At 72.6% G+C, this 19,189-nt stretch carries 18 protein-coding genes; 11 read left to right on the top strand and 7 right to left on the bottom strand.

Annotation, left to right across the window (positions count from 1 at the left end; genetic code table 11):
- Positions 1-16 precede the first annotated feature (16 nt).
- Complete coding sequence (gene mshC / locus ACWEVP_RS36430; protein WP_452067117.1) at positions 17-1,255, top strand: cysteine--1-D-myo-inosityl 2-amino-2-deoxy-alpha-D-glucopyranoside ligase; 1,239 nt, start codon at positions 17-19, stop codon at positions 1,253-1,255.
- A 55-nt stretch (positions 1,256-1,310) separates the two neighbouring features.
- On the opposite strand, the gene ACWEVP_RS36425 is transcribed toward mshC, so the two are convergent.
- Positions 1,311-2,942 carry an ABC-F family ATP-binding cassette domain-containing protein gene (locus tag ACWEVP_RS36425; protein WP_452067116.1) on the bottom strand — a complete coding sequence of 544 codons (1,632 nt, stop codon included), beginning with the start codon at positions 2,940-2,942 and terminating at the stop codon, positions 1,311-1,313.
- 158 nt (positions 2,943-3,100) lie between these two features.
- The gene (locus tag ACWEVP_RS36420) at positions 3,101-3,577 is read right to left on the bottom strand and encodes a MarR family winged helix-turn-helix transcriptional regulator (protein WP_452067115.1); all 477 of its coding nucleotides are present in this window, start codon (positions 3,575-3,577) and stop codon (positions 3,101-3,103) included.
- Positions 3,578-3,725: 148 nt separating this feature from the next.
- Between ACWEVP_RS36420 and ACWEVP_RS36415 the strand changes: the two genes are divergently transcribed.
- Genes ACWEVP_RS36415 through ACWEVP_RS36405 form a run of 3 tightly spaced genes read left to right on the top strand, consistent with a single transcriptional unit; the run spans position 3,726 to position 6,381 of the window.
- On the top strand, positions 3,726-4,313 hold the full coding sequence (locus ACWEVP_RS36415; RefSeq protein WP_452067114.1) for an ArsR/SmtB family transcription factor: 588 nt from the start codon (positions 3,726-3,728) through the stop codon (positions 4,311-4,313).
- Positions 4,310-5,584, top strand: a complete 1,275-nt coding sequence (locus ACWEVP_RS36410; RefSeq protein ID WP_452067113.1) for an MFS transporter — start codon at positions 4,310-4,312, stop codon at positions 5,582-5,584. Before ACWEVP_RS36415 ends, ACWEVP_RS36410 begins: the two co-directional genes overlap by 4 nt.
- Positions 5,548-6,381, top strand: a complete 834-nt coding sequence (locus ACWEVP_RS36405; RefSeq protein ID WP_452067112.1) for a metallophosphoesterase family protein — start codon at positions 5,548-5,550, stop codon at positions 6,379-6,381. The genes ACWEVP_RS36410 and ACWEVP_RS36405 overlap by 37 nt, the downstream gene beginning before the upstream one ends.
- Here the strand turns inward: ACWEVP_RS36405 and ACWEVP_RS36400 are convergent.
- Positions 6,376-6,921: a CGNR zinc finger domain-containing protein gene (locus ACWEVP_RS36400; protein ID WP_452067111.1), complete on the bottom strand. Its 546-nt coding sequence runs from the start codon at positions 6,919-6,921 to the stop codon at positions 6,376-6,378. The genes ACWEVP_RS36405 and ACWEVP_RS36400 overlap by 6 nt on opposite strands.
- Before the next feature lie 38 nt (positions 6,922-6,959).
- Between ACWEVP_RS36400 and ACWEVP_RS36395 the strand changes: the two genes are divergently transcribed.
- The gene (locus ACWEVP_RS36395) at positions 6,960-7,859 is read left to right on the top strand and encodes a phosphotriesterase family protein (RefSeq protein ID WP_452067110.1); all 900 of its coding nucleotides are present in this window, start codon (positions 6,960-6,962) and stop codon (positions 7,857-7,859) included.
- Positions 7,860-7,863: 4 nt separating this feature from the next.
- Here ACWEVP_RS36395 and ACWEVP_RS36390 read toward each other — a convergent pair whose 3' ends face one another.
- Positions 7,864-8,769 (bottom strand): PAC2 family protein, encoded by a 906-nt coding sequence (locus ACWEVP_RS36390; RefSeq protein ID WP_452067109.1) that lies wholly within the window; start codon positions 8,767-8,769, stop codon positions 7,864-7,866.
- Between the two features lie 38 nt (positions 8,770-8,807).
- Here ACWEVP_RS36390 and metH point away from each other — a divergent pair, with 38 nt between their 5' ends.
- The 6 genes from metH (at position 8,808) to hisG (ending at position 16,294) form a co-directional block, all read left to right on the top strand.
- Complete coding sequence (metH, locus tag ACWEVP_RS36385) at positions 8,808-12,362, top strand: methionine synthase (RefSeq protein ID WP_452067108.1); 3,555 nt, start codon at positions 8,808-8,810, stop codon at positions 12,360-12,362.
- 43 nt (positions 12,363-12,405) lie between these two features.
- Positions 12,406-13,038 carry an HAD family hydrolase gene (locus ACWEVP_RS36380; RefSeq protein WP_452067192.1) on the top strand — a complete coding sequence of 211 codons (633 nt, stop codon included), beginning with the start codon at positions 12,406-12,408 and terminating at the stop codon, positions 13,036-13,038.
- Positions 13,039-13,096: 58 nt separating this feature from the next.
- Positions 13,097-14,569 (top strand): AlkA N-terminal domain-containing protein, encoded by a 1,473-nt coding sequence (locus tag ACWEVP_RS36375; protein ID WP_452067107.1) that lies wholly within the window; start codon positions 13,097-13,099, stop codon positions 14,567-14,569.
- 9 nt (positions 14,570-14,578) lie between these two features.
- Positions 14,579-15,085, top strand: coding sequence for a methylated-DNA--[protein]-cysteine S-methyltransferase (locus tag ACWEVP_RS36370; RefSeq protein ID WP_452067106.1), 507 nt, complete (start codon positions 14,579-14,581; stop codon positions 15,083-15,085).
- Between the two features lie 66 nt (positions 15,086-15,151).
- Positions 15,152-15,415, top strand: coding sequence for a phosphoribosyl-ATP diphosphatase (locus ACWEVP_RS36365; protein WP_086681128.1), 264 nt, complete (start codon positions 15,152-15,154; stop codon positions 15,413-15,415).
- Between the two features lie 33 nt (positions 15,416-15,448).
- On the top strand, positions 15,449-16,294 hold the full coding sequence (hisG, locus tag ACWEVP_RS36360) for an ATP phosphoribosyltransferase (RefSeq protein ID WP_452067105.1): 846 nt from the start codon (positions 15,449-15,451) through the stop codon (positions 16,292-16,294).
- A gap of 27 nt (positions 16,295-16,321) precedes the next feature.
- Here hisG and ACWEVP_RS36355 read toward each other — a convergent pair whose 3' ends face one another.
- The 3 genes from ACWEVP_RS36355 to ACWEVP_RS36345 all read right to left on the bottom strand — a co-directional run bounded on the left by ACWEVP_RS36355 (position 16,322) and on the right by ACWEVP_RS36345 (position 19,015).
- The gene (locus tag ACWEVP_RS36355) at positions 16,322-17,257 is read right to left on the bottom strand and encodes a ParA family protein (RefSeq protein ID WP_452067104.1); all 936 of its coding nucleotides are present in this window, start codon (positions 17,255-17,257) and stop codon (positions 16,322-16,324) included.
- Positions 17,258-17,321: 64 nt separating this feature from the next.
- The gene (locus ACWEVP_RS36350; RefSeq protein ID WP_452067103.1) at positions 17,322-18,113 is read right to left on the bottom strand and encodes a thioesterase family protein; all 792 of its coding nucleotides are present in this window, start codon (positions 18,111-18,113) and stop codon (positions 17,322-17,324) included.
- Positions 18,113-19,015 (bottom strand): RecB family exonuclease, encoded by a 903-nt coding sequence (locus ACWEVP_RS36345; RefSeq protein ID WP_452067102.1) that lies wholly within the window; start codon positions 19,013-19,015, stop codon positions 18,113-18,115. The genes ACWEVP_RS36350 and ACWEVP_RS36345 overlap by 1 nt, the downstream gene beginning before the upstream one ends.
- Positions 19,016-19,189 lie beyond the last annotated feature (174 nt).

Below are 19,189 nucleotides of genomic sequence, written 5' to 3'. Positions count from 1 at the left end.
GCTTACAGTCGGGGGTATGCAGACTTGGTCATCGGTCGACGTGCCCCGCATCCCCGGCACCCCCCGCCCGCTGCGGCTCCACGACACGGCCACCGGGCAGATCCGCCCGACCGCGCCCGGTGCCACGGCCCGGATGTACGTCTGCGGCATCACGCCCTACGACGCGACGCATCTGGGGCACGCCGCGACGTACCTGGCCTTCGACCTGGTCAACCGCGTGTGGCGGGACAACGGGCACGACGTCCACTACGTGCAGAACGTGACCGACATCGACGAGCCGCTGCTCGAGCGCGCCGAGCGGGACCAGGACGACTGGGTCGTGCTGGGCATGCGCGAGACGGCGCTGTTCCGCGAGGACATGACCGCGCTGCGCGTGCTCCCGCCGAAGCAGTTCGTCGGCGCGGTGGAGAGCATCCCGGAGATCGTCGAGGTCATCGCGAAGCTGCTCGCCAACGGCGCCGCCTACCGGGCGGACGACCCGCAGTTCCCGGACGTCTACTTCGACCACTCGGCGACGGGCAAGTTCGGCTACGAATCGAACTACGACGAGCCCACCATGACGAAGTTCTTCGCCGAGCGCGGCGGTGACCCCGACCGCGCCGGCAAGCGCCACCCGCTGGACGCGCTGCTGTGGCGCGTGGCCCGCGACGGCGAACCGTCGTGGGAGTCCGAGCTCGGCCCGGGCCGCCCGGGCTGGCACATCGAGTGCAGCGCGATCGCGGTCAACCGGCTGGGCCTCGGGTTCGACCTCCAGGGCGGCGGCTCGGACCTGATCTTCCCGCACCACGAGTACAGCGCGGCGCACGCGGAGGCCGTCGCCAAGGACGGGCCGTTCGCCCGCCACTACGTCCACGCCGGCATGATCGGCCTCGACGGCGAGAAGATGTCGAAGTCGCGCGGGAACCTGGTGTTCGTTTCGCGGCTGCGGGCCGACGACGTCGACCCGGGCGCGATCCGGCTGGCGTTGTTCGCCGGCCACTACCGCGAGGACCGGCCCTGGACGGCTCAGCTGCTGACCGACGCCGAAGCCCGGCTGGCCCGCTGGCGCGAGGCCGTCTCGCTGCCGACCGGGCCGTCGGCGGAGGACACGATCACCCGGCTGCGCGACCACCTCTCGGACGACCTCGACACGCCGAAGGCGCTCGCGGCGATCGACGCGTGGGCGAACGAGGCCCTCCGCCGCGACGGCACGGACGCGACGGCCCCCGGCTTGATCCGCATCGCCGTCGACGCCCTGCTCGGCATCACCCTCTGAAGCCCGCCCAGGGCCGCACTTTCACGTGAAAGTGCGGCCCTGGGCGTATAACGGCCTACACGGCGGCGGGGTGGCCGTCGGCCAGCTCCAGGTGGTCGCCCGCCCAGTCCCGGCGCAGCCACCGGTCGTGGGACGCGATGACGACCGCGCCCGGCGCCGTCTCCAGCGCCGCGAACAGTTCTTCCGCCAGTGTCAGCGAAATGTGGTTCGTCGGCTCGTCCAGCAGGAGGACGTCCGGGGGCTCGGCGAGCAGGATCGCCAGCGCCAGCCGGCGCCGCTGCCCGACCGAGAGCGCTCCGATCGGCTGCCGGAGATCCCGGGACGCCAGCAAGCCGAGGTGGCTCAGCGGGGGAGCGTCCTCGCCGAGCGTGTCCCGGTACACCCGGGCGGCCGTCCGCTCCGGTGCCGAGAACACGACGTCCTGCTCCAGCAGCCCGACGCGGACGCCGTGTCCGAAGTGGACCGTCCCGGAACCGGGCGCGAGCCGGCCGGCCAGCACCGACAGCAGCGTCGACTTCCCGGCGCCGTTCCCGCCGGTGACGAGCAGCCGGGCCGAGCCGTCGACGTCCAGCCGGGGCAGCCGCAGCCGGCCCGGGACTTCCAGTGACCGCACGGAAATCGCCGGTCCGTCGCCGGTGGCGCGGCCGGTGAGCTCGGCCCGGAACCGCAGCGGCGCCGGGGGTTTGCGCACCTGGTCGCGCTCCAGGTTCTCCAGCCGCTGCTCGGCGTCGCGCACCCGCCGCGAGATCGTCTTCTGGACGCGGGCGCCCTTGAAGTGGTGGATGAACTTGTCGTTGTCGCGCGGGCCGCGGCCGTAGGCGACGTTGCGCGCGGTGACTGCGACGGTTTCCCGCAGCTCCTTGAGCTCCTCCTGTTCTTCGGCGAAGCGCTGCTCCCACCGCGCCCGCTCGGCCTTCTTGTGCCCGAGGTAGTCGGTGTAGCTGCCGCCGTAGCGGACCGCGCCGCCGGCCTGGCGGTCGGCCGCGGCCGGGTCCAGGTCGACGATGTCGGTGCAGACGGCGTCGAGGAACACCCGGTCGTGCGACGACAGCACCACGATCCCGGTGAGCTCGGTGAGGTGGCGTTCCAGGAACGCCATCGCGGCGTCGTCGAGGTGGTTGGTCGGCTCGTCCAGCAGCAGCGTTTCCGGCCGCCGCACCAGCAACGCGGCCAGGCCGAGCCGGGACCGCTGCCCGCCGGACAGCGTGCCCAGCCGGCGGTCCGGTTCGACGCCGCCGAGGCCGAGCCCGTCGCAGACGAGCTTCGCGCGGCGGTCGGCGTCCCAGAGGTCGTGGACCTGCGCCCACTCCAGGACGCGGCCGTACTCCTCGAGCACCGCCGCGTCGTCGGGCCGGTCGGTCATCGCCGTGGTCAGCTCGTCGAGCCGGGCCGCGGCGGCGCGGATTTCGGCCAGCGCGTCGTCGAGGACGTCGGCGAAGGTCGCGTCCATGCCGAACGGCAGCTCCTGCAGCAGGAACCCGACGTCGGGGCCGCGCAGCACCTCGCCGGAGCGGGGTTCTTCGAGCCCGGCGAGCAGTCGCAGCAGGGTGGACTTGCCGGTGCCGTTCTCGCCGACGAGGCCGAGCCGCTGCCCGGCCGAAGCGGTCAGCGTGACGCCGTCGAGGACGACGCGGGTGCCGTAGCCGAAGACGACGTCCTTGGCCTGCAAGGGAAAGGGAAGAGACATTGCGCATCACCGGGCCCGGATGAGAAGAAGCGGAAATCCCGCCGGGCGTCGTGGCACCCGGGAGCGTCAGGCTCGACCGGGTGCCGCCTCGGAAGCGGGATGGGCGCGGTTCAGTTCCTCATAGTGGAGCCAGGTTAACGCAACATCAGTAGAGTTAGTCAACTGGTTATGGCCTGGGTCACATCCGGCAGCTCGCTCGAAGCCCGCTCGGCCGCCGCGGTGCCGTCGGTGAGGAAGCCGACCAGCGCCGTCAGCTGGCGCCGGTCCAGGCGCGCGAGCCGTTCGCCGACGAACCGGGCCATGGGTGCGTACAGCTCGGCGAGCTCGGCCATCCGGTCGGGTAGCGGCCGGACCACGAGCCGGCGCCGGTCCGCCGGGTCCGGGGCGCGCTCGGCGAGCCGGTGCCGCTCCATCCGGTCGAGCAGCCGGGTGAACGCGCCGGTGGACATCCCGAGCAGCCGGGCCAGCTCGGTCGGGGAGTCGCTGACACCGCCGTGGAGCAGGTGCAGGCAGTGCAGCTCGGTGGGGGTGACGGCCATCCGCTCGGCGACCGCGGCGTGGAAGAGCGCGGTCGAGCCGACGAAGCGGGGGAGGGCGAGGGCGGCGGCGGTGGCGAGTTCGCGCTGGTCGGGCAACGTCCATCCAAAGTCGGGTAATCGTGCAGTCACTGCCTTGCGCAGTGGCTGCGTCGCGAACGATAGCGGAGCCGCTTGACAAACCCGCAGGCGGGACCAAACATGAAAGAGAACTTTCGAAATGACTCTTTCAGATTGGACTCGTCCGATGGCCGAGCTGCCGCCGCGCAAGCGGATCGAGGACGTCGAGCTGCTGCGCGCCCTGGCGCACCCGCTGCGGTCGGCGCTGCTGAACCACCTCACCGCCGTCGGCCCGCGCACCGCGAGCGAGTGTGCGGAGGCCGTCGGCTCGACCGCGTCCAACTGCAGCTGGCACCTGCGGCAGCTCGCGCAGTACGGCCTGGTCGAGCGGGCGAACGCCGAAGACGGCCGCGAACGGCCGTGGCGCGCCCGCCAGGTCGGCCTGGAGATGGGGGAGCTGGCCGACGACCCCGCGCACCGCGCGGCCCAGCTCGGCATGGTGGGCGCGACCCTGGGGCACGAGCAGGAGCTGACCCAGCGGTACCTGGACTCGCTCGACGACCTCGACCCGGCGTGGCGCGGGGCGTCCGGGCTGATCACGTACGCACTGCGCGTCACGCCCGCAGAACTGGCCCGGCTGACCGGCGCGATCGACGCGCTGGTCCGGCCCTACGTCGGGGCCATCCGGACCGACGCGCCGGCGGACGCCCGCCCGGTGCACGTCGGGCTGCGGGCGTTCCCGCGCATCGAACACTCGGGGAAGGCGGAGGAATGAAGCAGCTGCTGGGGGTGCCTGCGTTCGCACGGTTGTGGGTGGCCGCGTTCTTCGGCGAAACGGCCGAGTGGATGCTGCAGGTGGCGTTGCCGGTGTACGTCTTCCAGCGCACCGGCTCGGCCGCGACGACGGCCCTGAGCATCGTGCTCGGCCTGTTGCCCGCGGTGCTGCTGAGCCCGGTCGCCGGCGTCGTGGCCGACCGCTGGAACCGGCGCGCGGTCCTGTTCGGCGTCTGCTGCGGGCTGGCCGTGGTCGCGGTGCCGCTGCTCGCTTCGCCGGGCGTGGCCGTCGTGTACGCGGTGATGGCCGCGCAGGCGGCCCTGGCGTCGGTGTTCGAACCGGCGCGCAACGCGCTGGTGCCGGAACTGGTCGGCGTGGAGGAGGTCACCGGCGCGAACGGCCTGATGAGCGTGAACGGCAGCGTCGCGCGGCTGGCGGGTGGCTGGGCGGGCGGCGCGCTGCTCGGGTTCGGCGGGCTCGCCGACGTCGTCACCGGCTACCTGGCGGTGCTGGCGGTGGCGGCGGCGTTGCTGGCCAAGCCGTTCCGCCGGGTGACCGCGCCGGCGCCGGCGGTCGTGCCCGAGCCCGTGGTGCGAGCCTGGCTGGCGGGGCTGCGCGAGCTCACGCGCAACCGGCGGCTCCGGCGCACCGGGCTCGCGCTGGTGTGCACGTCGCTGGCGCAGGGCATGTTCCTGGTGCTGTTCGTGGTGTACGTCCTCGACGTGCTCGGCGGCAGCGAAGCCGACGCGGGCCTGCTGCGGGGCGTGCAGGCGATCGGGGGCCTGGCCGCCGGATTCGCGCTGGCCACGGTGGCCCGGCGGGTGGCGCCGGCGGCGCTGCTCGGCTGGGGCGCGCTCGCGCTGGGCCTGCTGTCGGCGGTGATCTGGAACCTGGCCGGGGTGACGACGGCGCTGGGGGTGTACGTGGGCCTGTTCGTCCTGGTCGGCGCCCCGGGAGTGGTCGTCGGCGCGGGAGTGCTCTCGGAGATCCAGAGCGCGGTCGCGCCGGAGCGGGCCGGCCGGGTGCTGAGCACGACGTTCGCGGTGATCGCGGGGTGCACGACGGCCGGGGCGCTGCTGGCGGGGACGCTGGTCGCGACGACCGGGCCGGCGGTGCTGCTGGACGTCCAAGCCGGGGTCCACGTCCTGGCCGGACTCCTGATGCTGCTGCGGAAACCACCCGTAATCCGCAGGTTTCGCGAAGAACCCGCCACCGCGGTGGCTACGGTGGAGGGGTGCCGCACCTCTTCGCGACCAGCGACCTCCACGTGACCCACGAGGGCAACGGCCCGATCCTCGACTCGGTCGTCCCGGAGACGCCCGAAGACTGGCTGCTCGTGGCCGGCGATGTCGCCGAGCGGGCCGAAGCCACCATCGGGACCTTGAAGACCCTGAGCGAACGGTTCGCGAAGGTCGTCTGGGTGCCGGGCAACCACGAGCTGTGGACGACGAACGGCGACCCCTGCCAGCTGCGCGGGCAGGCCCGCTACGAGCACCTCGTCGAGGAGTGCCGGAAGCTCGGGGTCCTGACGCCGGAGGACGACTACCCGGTCTGGCGCCACGGCGCCCGGCCGCTGACGATCGCGCCGCTGTTCCTGCTCTACGACTACAGCTGGCGGACCCCGGAGGCCGAGGGCAAGCCCCTGGAGGAGGCCTTGAGCCAGGCCCGGGCCGCCGGCGTGGTCTGCACCGACGAGTACTTCCTGTATCCGGACCCCTACCCGAGCCGCCAGGCGTGGTGCGAGGACCGGCTCAAGATCAGCACCGAGCGCCTGGACGCGATTCCCGAGGACCACGGCACGATCCTGATGTCGCACTGGCCGCTGCACCGCCACCCGACGGCGCCGCTGTACTGGCCGGAGTTCGCGCTGTGGTGCGGCACGACGAAGACCGAGGACTGGCACCTGCGCTACCGCGCGGAGATCGCCGTCTACGGCCACCTGCACATCCCGCGCACGACCGAGGCGGACGGGGTGCGGTTCGAAGAGGTCTCGCTCGGTTATCCGCGCGAGTGGCGGAAGCGGGCGCGCGGCGCGGTGCCGATGCGGCGGATCCTGTGGCCGTCATGATCCCGCGCGTCGCCGCTCCCTGAGCGCACGGACCCGGCCGCGGCTGGCGCAGGCGGGGGAGGGACACCAGCGCCGCCGGCCGCCCGGGTCGGCGAAAACGCCTCGGCAGTCCTGTTCCGGGCAGGCGCGCAGGTCGTGGCGCAACGGTCCGGTGAGCCAGTCGGCCGCCTGGTGGGCGAGCCGGGCGAAGGCGGCGTCCGCCGTCGGAGGCGGGTCGCGGCGCAGTCGGCCGAGCGCGGTCAGGTGCAGCGGTTCCCCAGCGAGGAAGCTCGTCAAAGCGCCGACCTCACCCGCGGTCGGGGCGATGCCGTCGACCGTACCCAGCGCGAGCGGCCGCAGCGCCTCGCGCAGCCGGTGCGCCCTGTCGAGGTCCTGGCCGGTGACCGGCGCGAGCGGCGTCAGCTCGACCCGCGCGAGCCAGTCGCGCAGCCGCTCGACCGTCGGGATCCGCTCCACCGGCCGCGCGCCGAAGTGCCCGCCGCGGGTGGCGAGCAGGTTCAGCCAGGGGGCGCCCATGTCGAGGCGGAAGTCTTCCGGCACCCCACCACTGTAACGGGTGAGGCGTTACACTCGCGTTCGTGACCGGGGAAACCAAGGTCCGGACGGTGCTGGGCGACATCGATCCGGCCGCGCTGGGCGTGACGAACGCGCACGACCACCTCTTCTTCGCCTCGAAACTGCTGCCAGGCCAGGAACTGGACGACCCGGCGGCCGCGGCGGACGAACTGATCCGGTTCCGGGCCGCCGGCGGCGCCGCCCTCGTCCAGTGGACGCCGCACGGGCTCGGCCGCCGGATGCCGGACCTCGCCCGGCTCTCGCGGGAAACGGGGGTGCACCTCGTCGGCGCCACCGGCCTGCACCGCGCCGAGCACTACGCGCCCGCCGCGCTGAGCGGGGTCGTCGACGACCTGGCCGGTGTCTTCGTCGAAGACCTGACCACGGACACCGCGCCCCGTGCCGGGTTGATCAAGGTGGCCGGCGCGTTCCACACGATCGACGCCCACGCCCGGCTGACGATGACCGCCGCCGCGGTCGCCCACCACGAGACCGGCGCGCCGATCGCCGTGCACCTCGAGCTCGGCACCGCGGCCCTGGAAACGGCCGAGTTGCTCTGCGACCAGCTCGGCGTTTCACCGGAACAGGTGATTCTCGGGCACCTCAACCGCAACCCGGACCCGCGGCTGCAGCGGGAGATCGCCGAGACCGGCGTGTTCCTCGGCTTCGACGGGCCGTCGCGGGCCAACCACGCCACCGACTGGCGGCTGTTCGACGGCCTGGAAGCCCTCGTCGCGGCCGGGTACGGCGCGCAGATCCTGCTCGGCGGCGACACGACCACCGCCGCCGCCCGGCACCAGCCGGGCGCGTCCTACCTGCTCACGACGCTGGCGCCGCGGCTGGCGAAGCTGCTGGGCGATGACATCGTCACGGCCATGCTGGTGGCGAACCCCGCGCGGGCGTTCGCCACCAGCCGGTGGTGATGTTTCAGCGGAGGCCGAAACCTTCCTGCCCGCCGCCCCGGCCGCGGCGGCGCAGGTAGCGCTCGAACTCGGCGGCGATCTTGTCGCCGCTGACGTCCTGTTCGGCGACCTCGGTCTGCGCGTCGCCGCGCTCTTCGAGGCTGCGGACGTACTCGCTGATCTCCTCGTCCTCGTCGGCCATCTCGCTGACCGTGCGCTGCCACTCCTCGGACTGCTCCGGCAGCGCCCCGAGCGGGATCTCGACGTCGAGGATGTCCTCCAGCTTGTGCAGCAGCGCCAGCGTCGCCTTCGGGGACGGCGGGTGCGACACGTAGTGCGGCACCGCGGCCCAGATCGACACGGCCGGGATGCCCGCCTGCACGCAGTAGTCCTGCAGGATCCCGACGATGCCGGTCGGGCCCTGGTAGTTGTTCAGGTCGAGCCCGTAGAGCGACGCGGTGTCCTTGTCGTAGGCCGTCCCGGTGACCGGGACCGGCCGCGTGTGCGCGGTGTCGGCGAGCAGCGCGCCCAGCGTCACCACGGTCGCGACGTCGAGCTGCTTGATGTGCTCCAGCAGCTCGGCGCAGAACGCGCGCCAGCGCATGTTCGGCTCGGGGCCCTGCACGAGGACCACGTCACGGTCGAACCCGTCGGGGCGGCACACCGACAGCGTCGTCGTCGGCCAGTCCACCCGTCGAGTGACGCCGTCCACCATCCGGACGGTCGGGCGGCTGACCTGGAAGTCGTAGTAGTCGTCGGGCTCCAGTTCGGCCAGGGGCGTGGCGTCCCAGTTCAGCTGCAGGTGCTCCACCGCGCGGCTGGCCGCGTCGCCGGCGTCGTTCCAGCCTTCGAAGGCGACGACCATCAGCGGACGGGTGGGTTCGGTGCGGTCGCCGGGCGGCCGCGGGGTCTCGTCGACGGGCTCACTCACCGGACCAGCCTACGACCACCGGCCTTACCCTGTTCAGCATGTCCGACCGCCTGTCGTCGCCGTTCCTCGAAGCCCTCCGCTCGCGTGTTCTCGTGGCCGACGGCGCGATGGGCACCGCCCTGCAGGCCCACGACCTGAGCCTGGCCGACTTCGACGGCCTCGAAGGCTGCAACGAGATCCTCAACGTCACCCGGCCGGACGTGGTCCGCTCGGTGCACCGGGGCTACCTGGAAGCGGGCGCGGACGCCGTCGAAACGAACACTTTCGGGGCCAATTTCGCCAACTTCGCCGAGTACGGCATCGCCGGGCGGATCTTCGAGCTCGCCGAGGCCGGCGCGCGGCTGGCCCGCGAGACCGCCGACGAGTTCGCGGCCCCGGACCGCCCCCGGTTCGTGCTCGGGTCCGTCGGCCCGGGCACCAAGCTGCCGACGCTCGGCCACGCGCCCTTCACCACGCTGCGTGACGCCTACCGCGAAGAGGTCCGCGGCCTGCTCGCCGGCGGAGTCGACGCGGTGATCGTCGAGACCACCCAGGACATCCTCCAGACGAAGGCGTCGATCATCGGCGCGAAGCGCGCCATGGCCGCCGAGGGGCGCCGGGTGCCGATCCTCGCTTCGATCACCGTCGAGACCACCGGCACGATGCTGCTCGGCACCGAGGTCGGCGCGGCGCTGGCCGCGCTGGAGCCGCTGGGCATCGACGTCATCGGCCTCAACTGCGCCACCGGCCCGGCCGAGATGAGCGAGCACCTGCGGCAGCTGGCCAAGCACGCCCGCGTGCCGATGTCGGTGATGCCGAACGCCGGCCTGCCGGAACTGGGGCCGAACGGGGCGGTGTACCCGCTCGGCCCGGAAGCCCTGGTCGAGGCGCTGACCGGGTTCGTCCGCGAGTTCGGCGTCGGCCTGGTCGGCGGCTGCTGCGGCACGACCGACGAGCACATCCGGCAGCTCGCCGACGCCGTCGCCGGAACCGAGCCGGTCGCGCGGCGGCCGCGGCCCGAGCCGGGCGTGTCGTCGCTGTACCAGGCGGTGCCGTTCAAGCAGGACGCCAGCGTGCTCATGATCGGCGAGCGCACCAACGCCAACGGCTCGAAGGCGTTCCGCACCGCGATGCTCGAAGGCCGCTGGGACGACTGCGTCGAGATCGCCCGCGAGCAGACCCGCGACGGCGCCCACCTCCTGGACCTGTGCGTCGACTACGTCGGCCGCGACGGCACCGCCGACATGGCCGAGCTGGCGGGCCGGCTCGCCACCGCGTCGACGCTGCCGATCATGCTCGACTCCACCGAGGTGGCCGTGCTGCGCGCGGGCCTCGAACGCCTCGGCGGCCGGTGCGCGGTCAACTCCGTCAACTACGAGGACGGCGACGGCCCCGAATCCCGGTTCACCCAGGTCATGGAACTCGTCAGCGAGTACGGCGCCGCCGTCGTCGCGCTGACCATCGACGAGGAAGGCCAGGCGCGGACCGCGCGGAAGAAGGCCGACATCGCGACCCGGCTGATCGCGGACATCACCGGCAAGTGGGGCCTGCGCACCTCCGACGTCATCGTCGACGCCCTCACCTTCACCATCGCCACCGGCCAGGAGGAGTCCCGCCGCGACGGCATCGAGACGATCGAGGCCATCCGCGAGATCAAGCGCCGCCACCCCGAGGTGCAGACCACGCTGGGGTTGTCGAACATTTCCTTCGGCCTCAACCCGGCCGCGCGGCAGGTGCTCAACTCCGTCTTCCTGCACGAGTGCGTCCAAGCCGGGCTCGACACGGCGATCGTGCACGCGTCGAAGATCCTGCCGATGGCGCGCATCCCGGACGACCAGCGCGCGGTCGCCCTCGACCTCGTCTACGACCGCCGCCGCGAGGGTTACGACCCGCTGCAGGAGCTGATGGCCCTGTTCGAGGGCGTCAGCGCGGCCTCGTCCAAGGCGTCGCGAGCCGAAGAGCTGGCCGCCCTGCCGCTGTTCGACCGCCTCGAACGCCGGATCGTCGACGGCGAGCGCAACGGCCTCGCCGCCGACCTCGACGCGGCGCTGGAGCAGCGCCCCGCGTTGCAGATCATCAACGACACGCTGCTGTCGGGGATGAAGACCGTCGGCGAGCTGTTCGGGTCCGGGCAGATGCAGCTGCCGTTCGTGCTGCAGTCCGCCGAGGTGATGAAAGCCGCTGTCGCCCACCTCGAACCGCACATGGAGAAGGAGGACGACGCCGGCAAGGGCCGGATCGTGCTGGCCACCGTGCGCGGCGACGTGCACGACATCGGCAAGAACCTGGTCGACATCATCCTGTCCAACAACGGCTACGAGGTCGTCAACCTCGGCATCAAGCAGCCGATCACCACCATCCTGGACGCCGCCGAGGAACACGGCGCCGACGCGATCGGGATGTCCGGGCTGCTGGTCAAGTCGACGGTGATCATGAAGGAGAACCTCCAGGAGATGAACTCCCGGGGCGTCTCCGCGCGTTGGCCGGTGCTGCTCGGCGGCGCGGCGCTGACCCGGTCCTACGTGGAGAACGACCTCACGGAGCTGTACTCCGGCGACGTCCGCTACGCCCGAGACGCGTTCGAGGGGCTGCGGCTGATGGACGCGATCATGGCCGCCAAGCGCGGGGAGTCGCCGCTGGTCGACGCCGACGCGGAGAAGAAGCGCGCCGAGCGCAAGGAACGCCGCGAACGGTCGCTGCGGATCGCGGAGGCGCGCAAAGCCCGCAAGGCCGAGGAAGAAGCCCTCGACGGGCCGCCGCCCGCGCGTTCGGACGTCGCCACCGACGTCCCGCTGCCGTCCCCGCCGTTCTGGGGTTCGCGCGTGGTCAAGGGCGTCCCGCTCGCCGACTACGCCGCGATGCTCGACGAGCGGGCGACCTTCATGGGGCAGTGGGGCCTCAAGGGTGCCCGCGGCGGCGCCGGGCCGACGTACGACGAACTCGTGGAGTCCGAAGGCCGGCCGCGGCTGCGGTACTGGCTCGACCGGCTGACCGCCGACGGCGTCCTCGCACACGCGGCCGTCGTCTACGGCTACTTCCCGTGCGTCGCCGAGGGCGACGACCTGGTCGTGCTCACCGAGCCATCGCCCGACGCGCCGGAGCGGCTGCGCTTCACCTTCCCGCGCCAGCGCCGTGACCGGCGGCTCTGCCTGGCCGACTTCTACCGCCCACGCGAGTCCGGCGAGGTCGACGTCGTGCCGTTCACCGTCGTCACGATGGGGCAGCCCATCGCCGACCACGCGAACGAGCTGTTCGCCGCGAACGCCTACCGCGACTACCTCGAGGTGCACGGCCTCGGCGTCCAGCTCACCGAGGCGCTCGCCGAGTACTGGCACTGCCGCATCCGCCAGGAGCTGACCTTCCCCGGCGGTGTGGCGGTCGCCTCAGAGGACCCCGACGACGTCGAGGACTTCTTCAAGCTCGGTTACCGTGGAGCCAGGTTCTCCCTGGGCTATGGCGCCTGTCCTGACCTCGAAGACCGGGCGAAGATCGTCGCCCTCCTCGAACCGGGCCGGATCGGCGTCAAGCTGTCCGAGGAGTTCCAGCTGCACCCCGAGCAGTCGACCGACGCGATCGTCTGCCACCACCCGGAAGCGAAGTACTTCAACACCTGAGGGAGAATCCACTGTGGACGGACTCGATGCCGTGCTGTGGGACATGGACGGCACGCTGGTCGATTCCGAGAAGCTGTGGGACATCGCCCTCTACGAGACGGCGGAATGGCTCGGTGGCAAGCTTTCCGAGGAGCAGCGGATGACGCTCGTCGGGTCCAATATGGACGACACCTCGGCGTACCTCCTCGAAGTCGTGGGCCGCTCGGTGACGCCCGAAGCGATCACCTCGACCGGCGAAGAGATCCGCCGCCGCACCGCGGGCCTGTTCGACGACGAGCTGCCGTGGCGCCCCGGCGCCCGCGAAGCCCTGACGGCGGTGCGGGAAGCCGGTGTGCGCTCGGCCCTGGTCACTTCCACCGAGCGGGACCTCACCGAGCTGGCGCTGAACACGATCGGGCGCGAGTTCTTCGACGTCACGGTCTGCGGCGACGAGGTCGAAGGCTTCAACAAGCCGCACCCGCGCCCCTACCTCAAGGGCGCGGAGCTGCTCGGCGTGAACCCGGCGCGGTGCGTCGCGGTCGAGGACTCGCCGCCGGGCACGGCGTCGGCGGTCGCCGCGGGCTGCACGGTCCTGGTCATCCCGAACGACGTCCCGGTCGAGACGGGGGAGCGGCGCGTGTTCCGCGACTCCCTCGTCGGCGTCGACGTGCGGGCGCTGGCGGCCCTGCTGGGCTGAGCACGCCCATGTCGCATTTCCGCTAGCCCGGGCGCTCCCGGTCCGCGATGCTGAAGCGGTGCACGAGGATTTCGAACGGTGCGTGCGGGCCGTGCAGGCGAAGGACGCCCGGTTCGACGGGTGGTTCTACTGCGCGGTGCTGACGACCCGGATCTACTGCCGGCCCAGCTGCCCGGTCGTCCCGCCCAAACGGCAGAACATGAGTTTCTACCCGAGCGCGGCGGCCGCCCAGCAGGCGGGGTTCCGCGCCTGCAAGCGCTGCCGCCCGGACGCCAGCCCCGGCTCGCCGCTGTGGAACGAGCGTGCCGACCTGGTCGCGCGGGCGATGCGGCTGATCGCCGACGGCGTCGTCGACACCGAAGGCGTCCAAGGGCTGGCCGACCGGCTCGGCTACAGCGTCCGGCAGGTCCAGCGCCAGGTGTTCGCCGAGGTCGGCGCCGGCCCCCTCGCCCTGGCCAGGGCCCAGCGCGCGCAGACCGCGCGGACGCTGATCGAGACCACCACCCTGCCGATGGCCGAGCTCGCCCTCGCCGCCGGCTTCGGCAGCATCCGGGCGTTCAACGACACCGTCCGCGAGGTGTTCGCGCTTTCGCCGACCGAGCTGCGGCAGCGCGCGAAGGGCAAGCCCTCGGCGACGGCGGGGGCGATCCCGCTGCGGCTGCCCTACCGCAAGCCGCTCTGCCCGGACAACCTGTTCGGCCACCTCGTGGCCACCGGCGTGCCGGGCGTCGAGGAGTGGCGCGACGGCGCCTACCGCCGGACCCTGCGGCTGCCGCACGGCCACGGCGTCGTCGCGCTGCGCCCCGGGGACCCCGCCGCCGGGTACATCGCCTGCCGGCTGACCCTGACCGACCTGCGGGACCTGCCGACGGCGACCAGCCGCTGCCGCCGGCTGCTCGACCTCGACGCCGACCCGGTGGCCGTCGACGACCAGCTCGCCGGTGACCCGCTGCTCGCGCCGCTGGTCGCGGCCGCGCCGGGCCGGCGGGTGCCTCGCACGGTCGACGGCGCCGAGTTCGCCGTGCGGGCCGTGCTCGGCCAGCAGGTCTCGACGGCGGCGGCCCGCACCCACGCGGCCCGGCTCGTCGCGGCCCACGGCGAACCGATCGACGACCCCGACGGCGGCCTGACGCACCTGTTCCCGTCGCCCGAGGCGCTCGCCTCCCTGGACCCGGAGACGCTGGCGATGCCGCGGTCCCGGCGTCGCACGCTGCTCGCACTGGTCGAGGCGCTGTCGGACGGCCTCGACCTCGGCGCGGGCAGCGACTGGACCGGGACGCGGGCCGCGCTGACCGCGTTGCCCGGGTTCGGGCCGTGGACGGTCGAGAGCATCGCGATGCGCGCCCTCGGCGACCCCGACGCGTTCCTGCCCACCGACCTCGGCATCAAGTACGCCGCCGAAACCCTCGGCCTCGGCGGCCAGGCCGCCGTCGTCGCCCGGTCCGCGGCGTGGCGCCCCTGGCGTGCCTACGCCACCCAGCACCTGTGGGCCACGGGTGACCACGCGATCAACCGGATGCCCGCCGCCTAGGAGATCCCCATGCGTTCCCATACGGTCGTCGACAGTCCCTGCGGCCCGCTGACCCTGGTCGCCGAGGACGACGCGCTCTGCGGGCTCTACATGCACGAACAACGGCACCGCCCCGCCGAGGCGGCCTTCGGCTCGCCCGGCGCGGCCGAGGTGTTCGCGCTCACCGAGAGCCAGCTGGCCGAGTACTTCGCCGGGCGGCGGCGGGAGTTCGACCTCCCGCTGGCCTTCCGCGGCACGCCGTTCCAGCGGTCGGTGTGGGCGGCGCTGCTGGACATCCCGTACGGCGAAACCGCGTCCTACGGCGAACTCGCGCAGCTGCTCGGCAAGCCGGCGGCCGCCCGGGCCGTGGGCCTGGCCAACGGCAAGAACCCGATTTCGATCATCGTGCCGTGCCACCGGGTCATCGGTTCGACGGGTTCGCTGACCGGCTACGGCGGCGGCCTGGAGCGGAAGCGGTACCTCCTCGACTTCGAACGCCGTCCCAGTCTTCGGGAGGAGTCGTCCACTTCGGTGTGAGATCCACGGCATCCGCGGCGGGCCGGGGCGGCGCCGCCGGGCCCGGGGTGGAAGGATCTGCAGACCGTGAAGACCTTCGATGAGCTGTTCGCGGAGCTTGCCGAGCGCGCGCGTACCCGTCCCGACGGGTCCGGCACCGTCGTCGCCCTCGACGCCGGGGTGCACGCCCAGGGCAAGAAGGTGCTCGAGGAAGCCGGCGAGGTGTGGATCGCCGCCGAACACGAGTCCGACGACCGCCTCGCCGAGGAGATCTCCCAGCTGCTGTACCGGGTGCAGGTGCTGATGCTCGGCCGTGGCCTGTCGACCGAGGACGTCTACCGCTACCTGTGACGGGTCGCTGAAAACAACGAGGAGAAAAGCGAAATGCTGCGTGTTGCCGTGCCGAACAAGGGAGCCCTCGCCGCCGCGGCGACGGAGATGCTCGGCGAGGCGGGCTACCGCAAGCGGCATGAGCAGCGCGACCTGACCGTGCTCGACCACGTCAACGAGGTCGAGTTCTTCTTCCTGCGTCCCAAGGACATCGCGATCTACGTCGGCTCCGGCGACCTCGACCTCGGCATCACCGGCCGGGACCTGGCGCTCGACTCCGGCGCGCCGGTGGAGGAGATCCAGGCGCTCGGCTTCGGCGGCTCGACGTTCCGCTACGCGGCCCCGGCCGGGCGCGACTGGAAGCCGGCCGACCTGCACGGCAAGCGGCTCGCGACGTCGTACCCGCGGCTGGTGCGCGACGACCTCGCCCGCCACGGCGTCGAGGCCGAGGTGATCCGCCTCGACGGCGCGGTCGAGATCTCGATCCAGCTGGGCGTGGCGGACGCGATCGCGGACGTCGTCGAGTCCGGCCGGTCGCTGCGGCAGAACAACCTGGTCGCGTTCGGCGACCCGATCTGCGTGTCGGAAGCGGTGCTGCTGGAGCGTCGCGGCACGGCGGAGAGCAAGGCGAAGTCGCAGCTGGCGGCGCGCCTGCGCGGAGTCGTGTTCGCGCAGCAGTACATGATGCTGGACTACGACTGCCCGCGCACGCTCGTCGAGCGCGCGATCGCCATCACGCCGGGCCTGGAGTCGCCGACGGTGGCGCCGCTGGCGGACGAGGACTGGGTCGCGGTGCGCGCGATGGTGCCGCGCAAGAAGGTCAACCTGATCATGGACGAGCTGGCCGAGGTCGGCGCGAAGGCGATCCTGGCGTCCGACATCCGCTCCTGCCGCCTCTGACCGGCAGCCCGGCCGGCCGCGCGCACCTCAGCGCGGCCGGTTGGGCTTCTTCGGCAGCAGGTCGTAGAGACCCTTGCGGGCGCCGTTGTCGTTGACGTTGCGGGCCACCGCGACCTCCGAGATGAAGTCCTCGAAGACGAACTCCTCGTCCGCCGGGACCACCGCGGGGGCCTGGTTCTGCTCCAGGTAACCGTCGAGCGTCGCCGCGATCTCGCGGAACGACAGCGCTTGCAGCGTCTCCGGCGCGTACGTCGTCACCGGGACGCCGTGCGCCGCCGCCTCGTTCATCACCACGCCGAGCGGCAGGTGCGAGAGCATCGGGATGCCGAACTCGTACATCTCCTGCAGCGCCGCCGCCGCGTAGTGCGAGATCGGGCGCCGGTACAGGCTCGGCACCAGGCCGAACCACGACAGCGGCTGCCGCCCGACCGTCTGCTCGACGTACCGGACCTGGTCGGCCAGCAGCCGCAGCGCGCGGATGCTCGTCTTGTCCGGCTGGACCGGCACCAGGATGCCGTGCGACGCCGCGAGCGCGTTGTTCGTCAGCACGTCCAGCGCCGGCGGGCAGTCGATGACGCAGTGGTCGTAGTTGGCGAACTGGATGACCCGGGCCAGCTGCCAGCCGGGCACGCGGAACGAGTCGAGCCGCCGGATCAGGTCGAACATCCCCGGCGACGTCGGCACGACGTCGAGCGCGCCGCCTTTGCCGAGGTTGCTGCGCGGGTGCGGCACGACGATCTCGTCGATCGGGCCCTTCCACGTCTTGGCCAGCGCTTTCGCCAGGCTCGGCTGATCCGGGGGTACCTCGGACAACCCGAGCATCTCGGTCGTCGCGTGACCCTGCGGGTCGAGGTCGACGAGCAGCACGCGCCGGCCCCGCTCGGCCAGCGCGGCCGCGGTGCCGACGCTCAGTGAGGTCTTGCCGACCCCGCCTTTCTGGTTGACCACCGAGGTGATCTGCATGCCGGAGCGCTCCTCAAGTCGGTCGTTCCGCGAAGGTTATTGGATGCGGGGCCGTTGTGGGTGGCTATCCGCCCCCGGCCTGTCGCGGGCGCACCATCAGCGCCTGCGCGCCGGTGGCCACCGGGCCGCCCGCGTCGTGCAGGATGCTCGTCGCCGTGCCGATGCCGTGCTCGCCGACCAGGGTCACCGCGTCGAGGCCGATCCACTCGCCCTCCGGCACCCGCCGCAGGTGGACGGTCAGCTCGGAGTTGATGAACCACCACTTGCGCGGGTCGAGGAAGTTCGACACGCCGTTGCCGGAGTCGGCGATGGTGAACAGCCGCTGCAGCCCGCTCGGCTCCTCGCCGTCGACCAGCGGGACGCGCTGGCGGGCCCAGACGGCCGCCGGGCCGGGCACGTCCATGCCGCCGCGCACCGCGCGCCACTCGACGGCGTCGAGGTAGCCGGCCTGCCAGCCCTCCGGCCACGGCGACTCGGTCACGGTGTCCGGCGCCGGCAGGAGCGGTCCGGCGTCCGTGGCCGCCTCGCTCGTGTCGGAGGCCGCGATGCGCCACGCCGAAGCCCGCGCCACGACGCGGTCCGCGCTCGCCAGCTCGGCCTGCAGCAGCTCGACCGACCGGCCCGGCCGCTCGACCCGGGCCCGCACGGCGAGTTCGGCGACCGGCGCCGGGCCGAGGATCTCGACGGTCACCCGGGCCAGGTCCGCCGGGTGCGCCCGTTCGACGGCTTCGAGCGCCCGCACGAGCAACGCCGACGGCGGGCCGAAGTGCTGGGACTCCGAGGACCACGGCCCGGCCGTGTGGGCGGTCGCCGAGTAGCGGCCTTCGCCGAGGGGGACGTAGAACGCGTCGGCCATCAGTCGGCCCGGTCCAGGGGCGTCTCGTCGCCCGCGTCGGGCTCCGGCCAGCCGGGGTACTCCGGCGGCGTACCGCCGTACTCGGGACAGTGCGCCTGGTGGTCGCACCAGTTGCACAGCTTGCTCTTGTTCGCGCGGAAGTCGCCGGTCTTGCCCGCCTTGAGGATGGCCTGCCAGATGGCTTCCAGGGTGCGTTCGAAGCGCAGCAGCTCGGCTTCGTCGGGCGTGTAGGCGAGGGACTGGCCGTCGGTGAGGTACATCAGCTTCAGCTGGCGCGGCACGATCCCGCGCAGCCGCCACAGCACCACGGCGTAGAACTTCATCTGGAACATCGCCTTGGCCTCGCCGATTTCGCGGGGCGCGGCGCCGGTCTTGTAGTCGACGACCCGGATTTCGCCGGTCGGCGCGACGTCGAGGCGGTCGATGTAGCCGCGCAGCAGGACGCCGGAGCCGAGCTCGATCTCGACGTGCAGCTCGCAGGCCTCGGGTTCGAGCCGCCGGGGGTCTTCCAGCTCGAAGTAGGCGTCCAGCAGCTTTTCCGCCGACCGCAGCCAGTCCGCGTGGTCTTCGGGTTTCCCGCCGTCGAACAGCTCGGTCCACTCCGGACGGTCCGCCGAGAGGTCCGTCCACGCCGGGCCGAGCAGCTCGCGCGCCTGGGCGGGCACGCGCTCGGCGGCCGGCAGCGCGAACAGCCGCTCCAGCACCGAGTGGACGAGCGTGCCGCGCAGCTGGGCCTTGGTCGGGACCTCCGGCAGCCGGTCGACCGCGCGGAACCGGTAGAGCAGCGGGCACTGCTTGAAGTCGCTGGCCCTCGACGGCGACAGCGCGGGCCGCCGCCGCACCTCGGTGGCGACGGCGGTGGCTGCTGGGGGATCCGTGGTGACGGTGTCGGCGTCGGGCATGGGCAGAGCGTAACGCCGGGGTACGACAGTTCCGGCGACCGCAACGCCCGGCGGTGACACGCGGCGGCTGCGATGTCCGGCAGCACCACTACGCAGCGGCGGCAGCACCGGGACGGCGGCGCCGGCGGCCGCAACGCTCGGCGGCGTCCGCAACGCTCTGCCGTGCCCGGCCGC

Source organism: Amycolatopsis sp. NPDC003865, assembly GCF_053605345.1.
This window is presented reverse-complemented; position numbering and strand designations above follow the sequence as displayed.

Coding starts and splice junctions, on each gene's coding strand:
- metH (WP_452067108.1), top strand. CDS start 8,808: ATGTCCGACCGCCTGTCGTCGCCGTTCCTCGAAGCCCTCCGCTCGCGT.
- ACWEVP_RS36425 (WP_452067116.1), bottom strand. CDS start 2,942: ATGTCTCTTCCCTTTCCCTTGCAGGCCAAGGACGTCGTCTTCGGCTAC.
- ACWEVP_RS36355 (WP_452067104.1), bottom strand. CDS start 17,257: ATGCAGATCACCTCGGTGGTCAACCAGAAAGGCGGGGTCGGCAAGACC.
- ACWEVP_RS36345 (WP_452067102.1), bottom strand. CDS start 19,015: ATGCCCGACGCCGACACCGTCACCACGGATCCCCCAGCAGCCACCGCC.
- ACWEVP_RS36410 (WP_452067113.1), top strand. CDS start 4,310: ATGAAGCAGCTGCTGGGGGTGCCTGCGTTCGCACGGTTGTGGGTGGCC.
- ACWEVP_RS36350 (WP_452067103.1), bottom strand. CDS start 18,113: ATGGCCGACGCGTTCTACGTCCCCCTCGGCGAAGGCCGCTACTCGGCG.
- ACWEVP_RS36370 (WP_452067106.1), top strand. CDS start 14,579: ATGCGTTCCCATACGGTCGTCGACAGTCCCTGCGGCCCGCTGACCCTG.
- ACWEVP_RS36380 (WP_452067192.1), top strand. CDS start 12,406: ATGGACGGCACGCTGGTCGATTCCGAGAAGCTGTGGGACATCGCCCTC.
- mshC (WP_452067117.1), top strand. CDS start 17: ATGCAGACTTGGTCATCGGTCGACGTGCCCCGCATCCCCGGCACCCCC.
- hisG (WP_452067105.1), top strand. CDS start 15,449: ATGCTGCGTGTTGCCGTGCCGAACAAGGGAGCCCTCGCCGCCGCGGCG.
- ACWEVP_RS36415 (WP_452067114.1), top strand. CDS start 3,726: ATGGCCGAGCTGCCGCCGCGCAAGCGGATCGAGGACGTCGAGCTGCTG.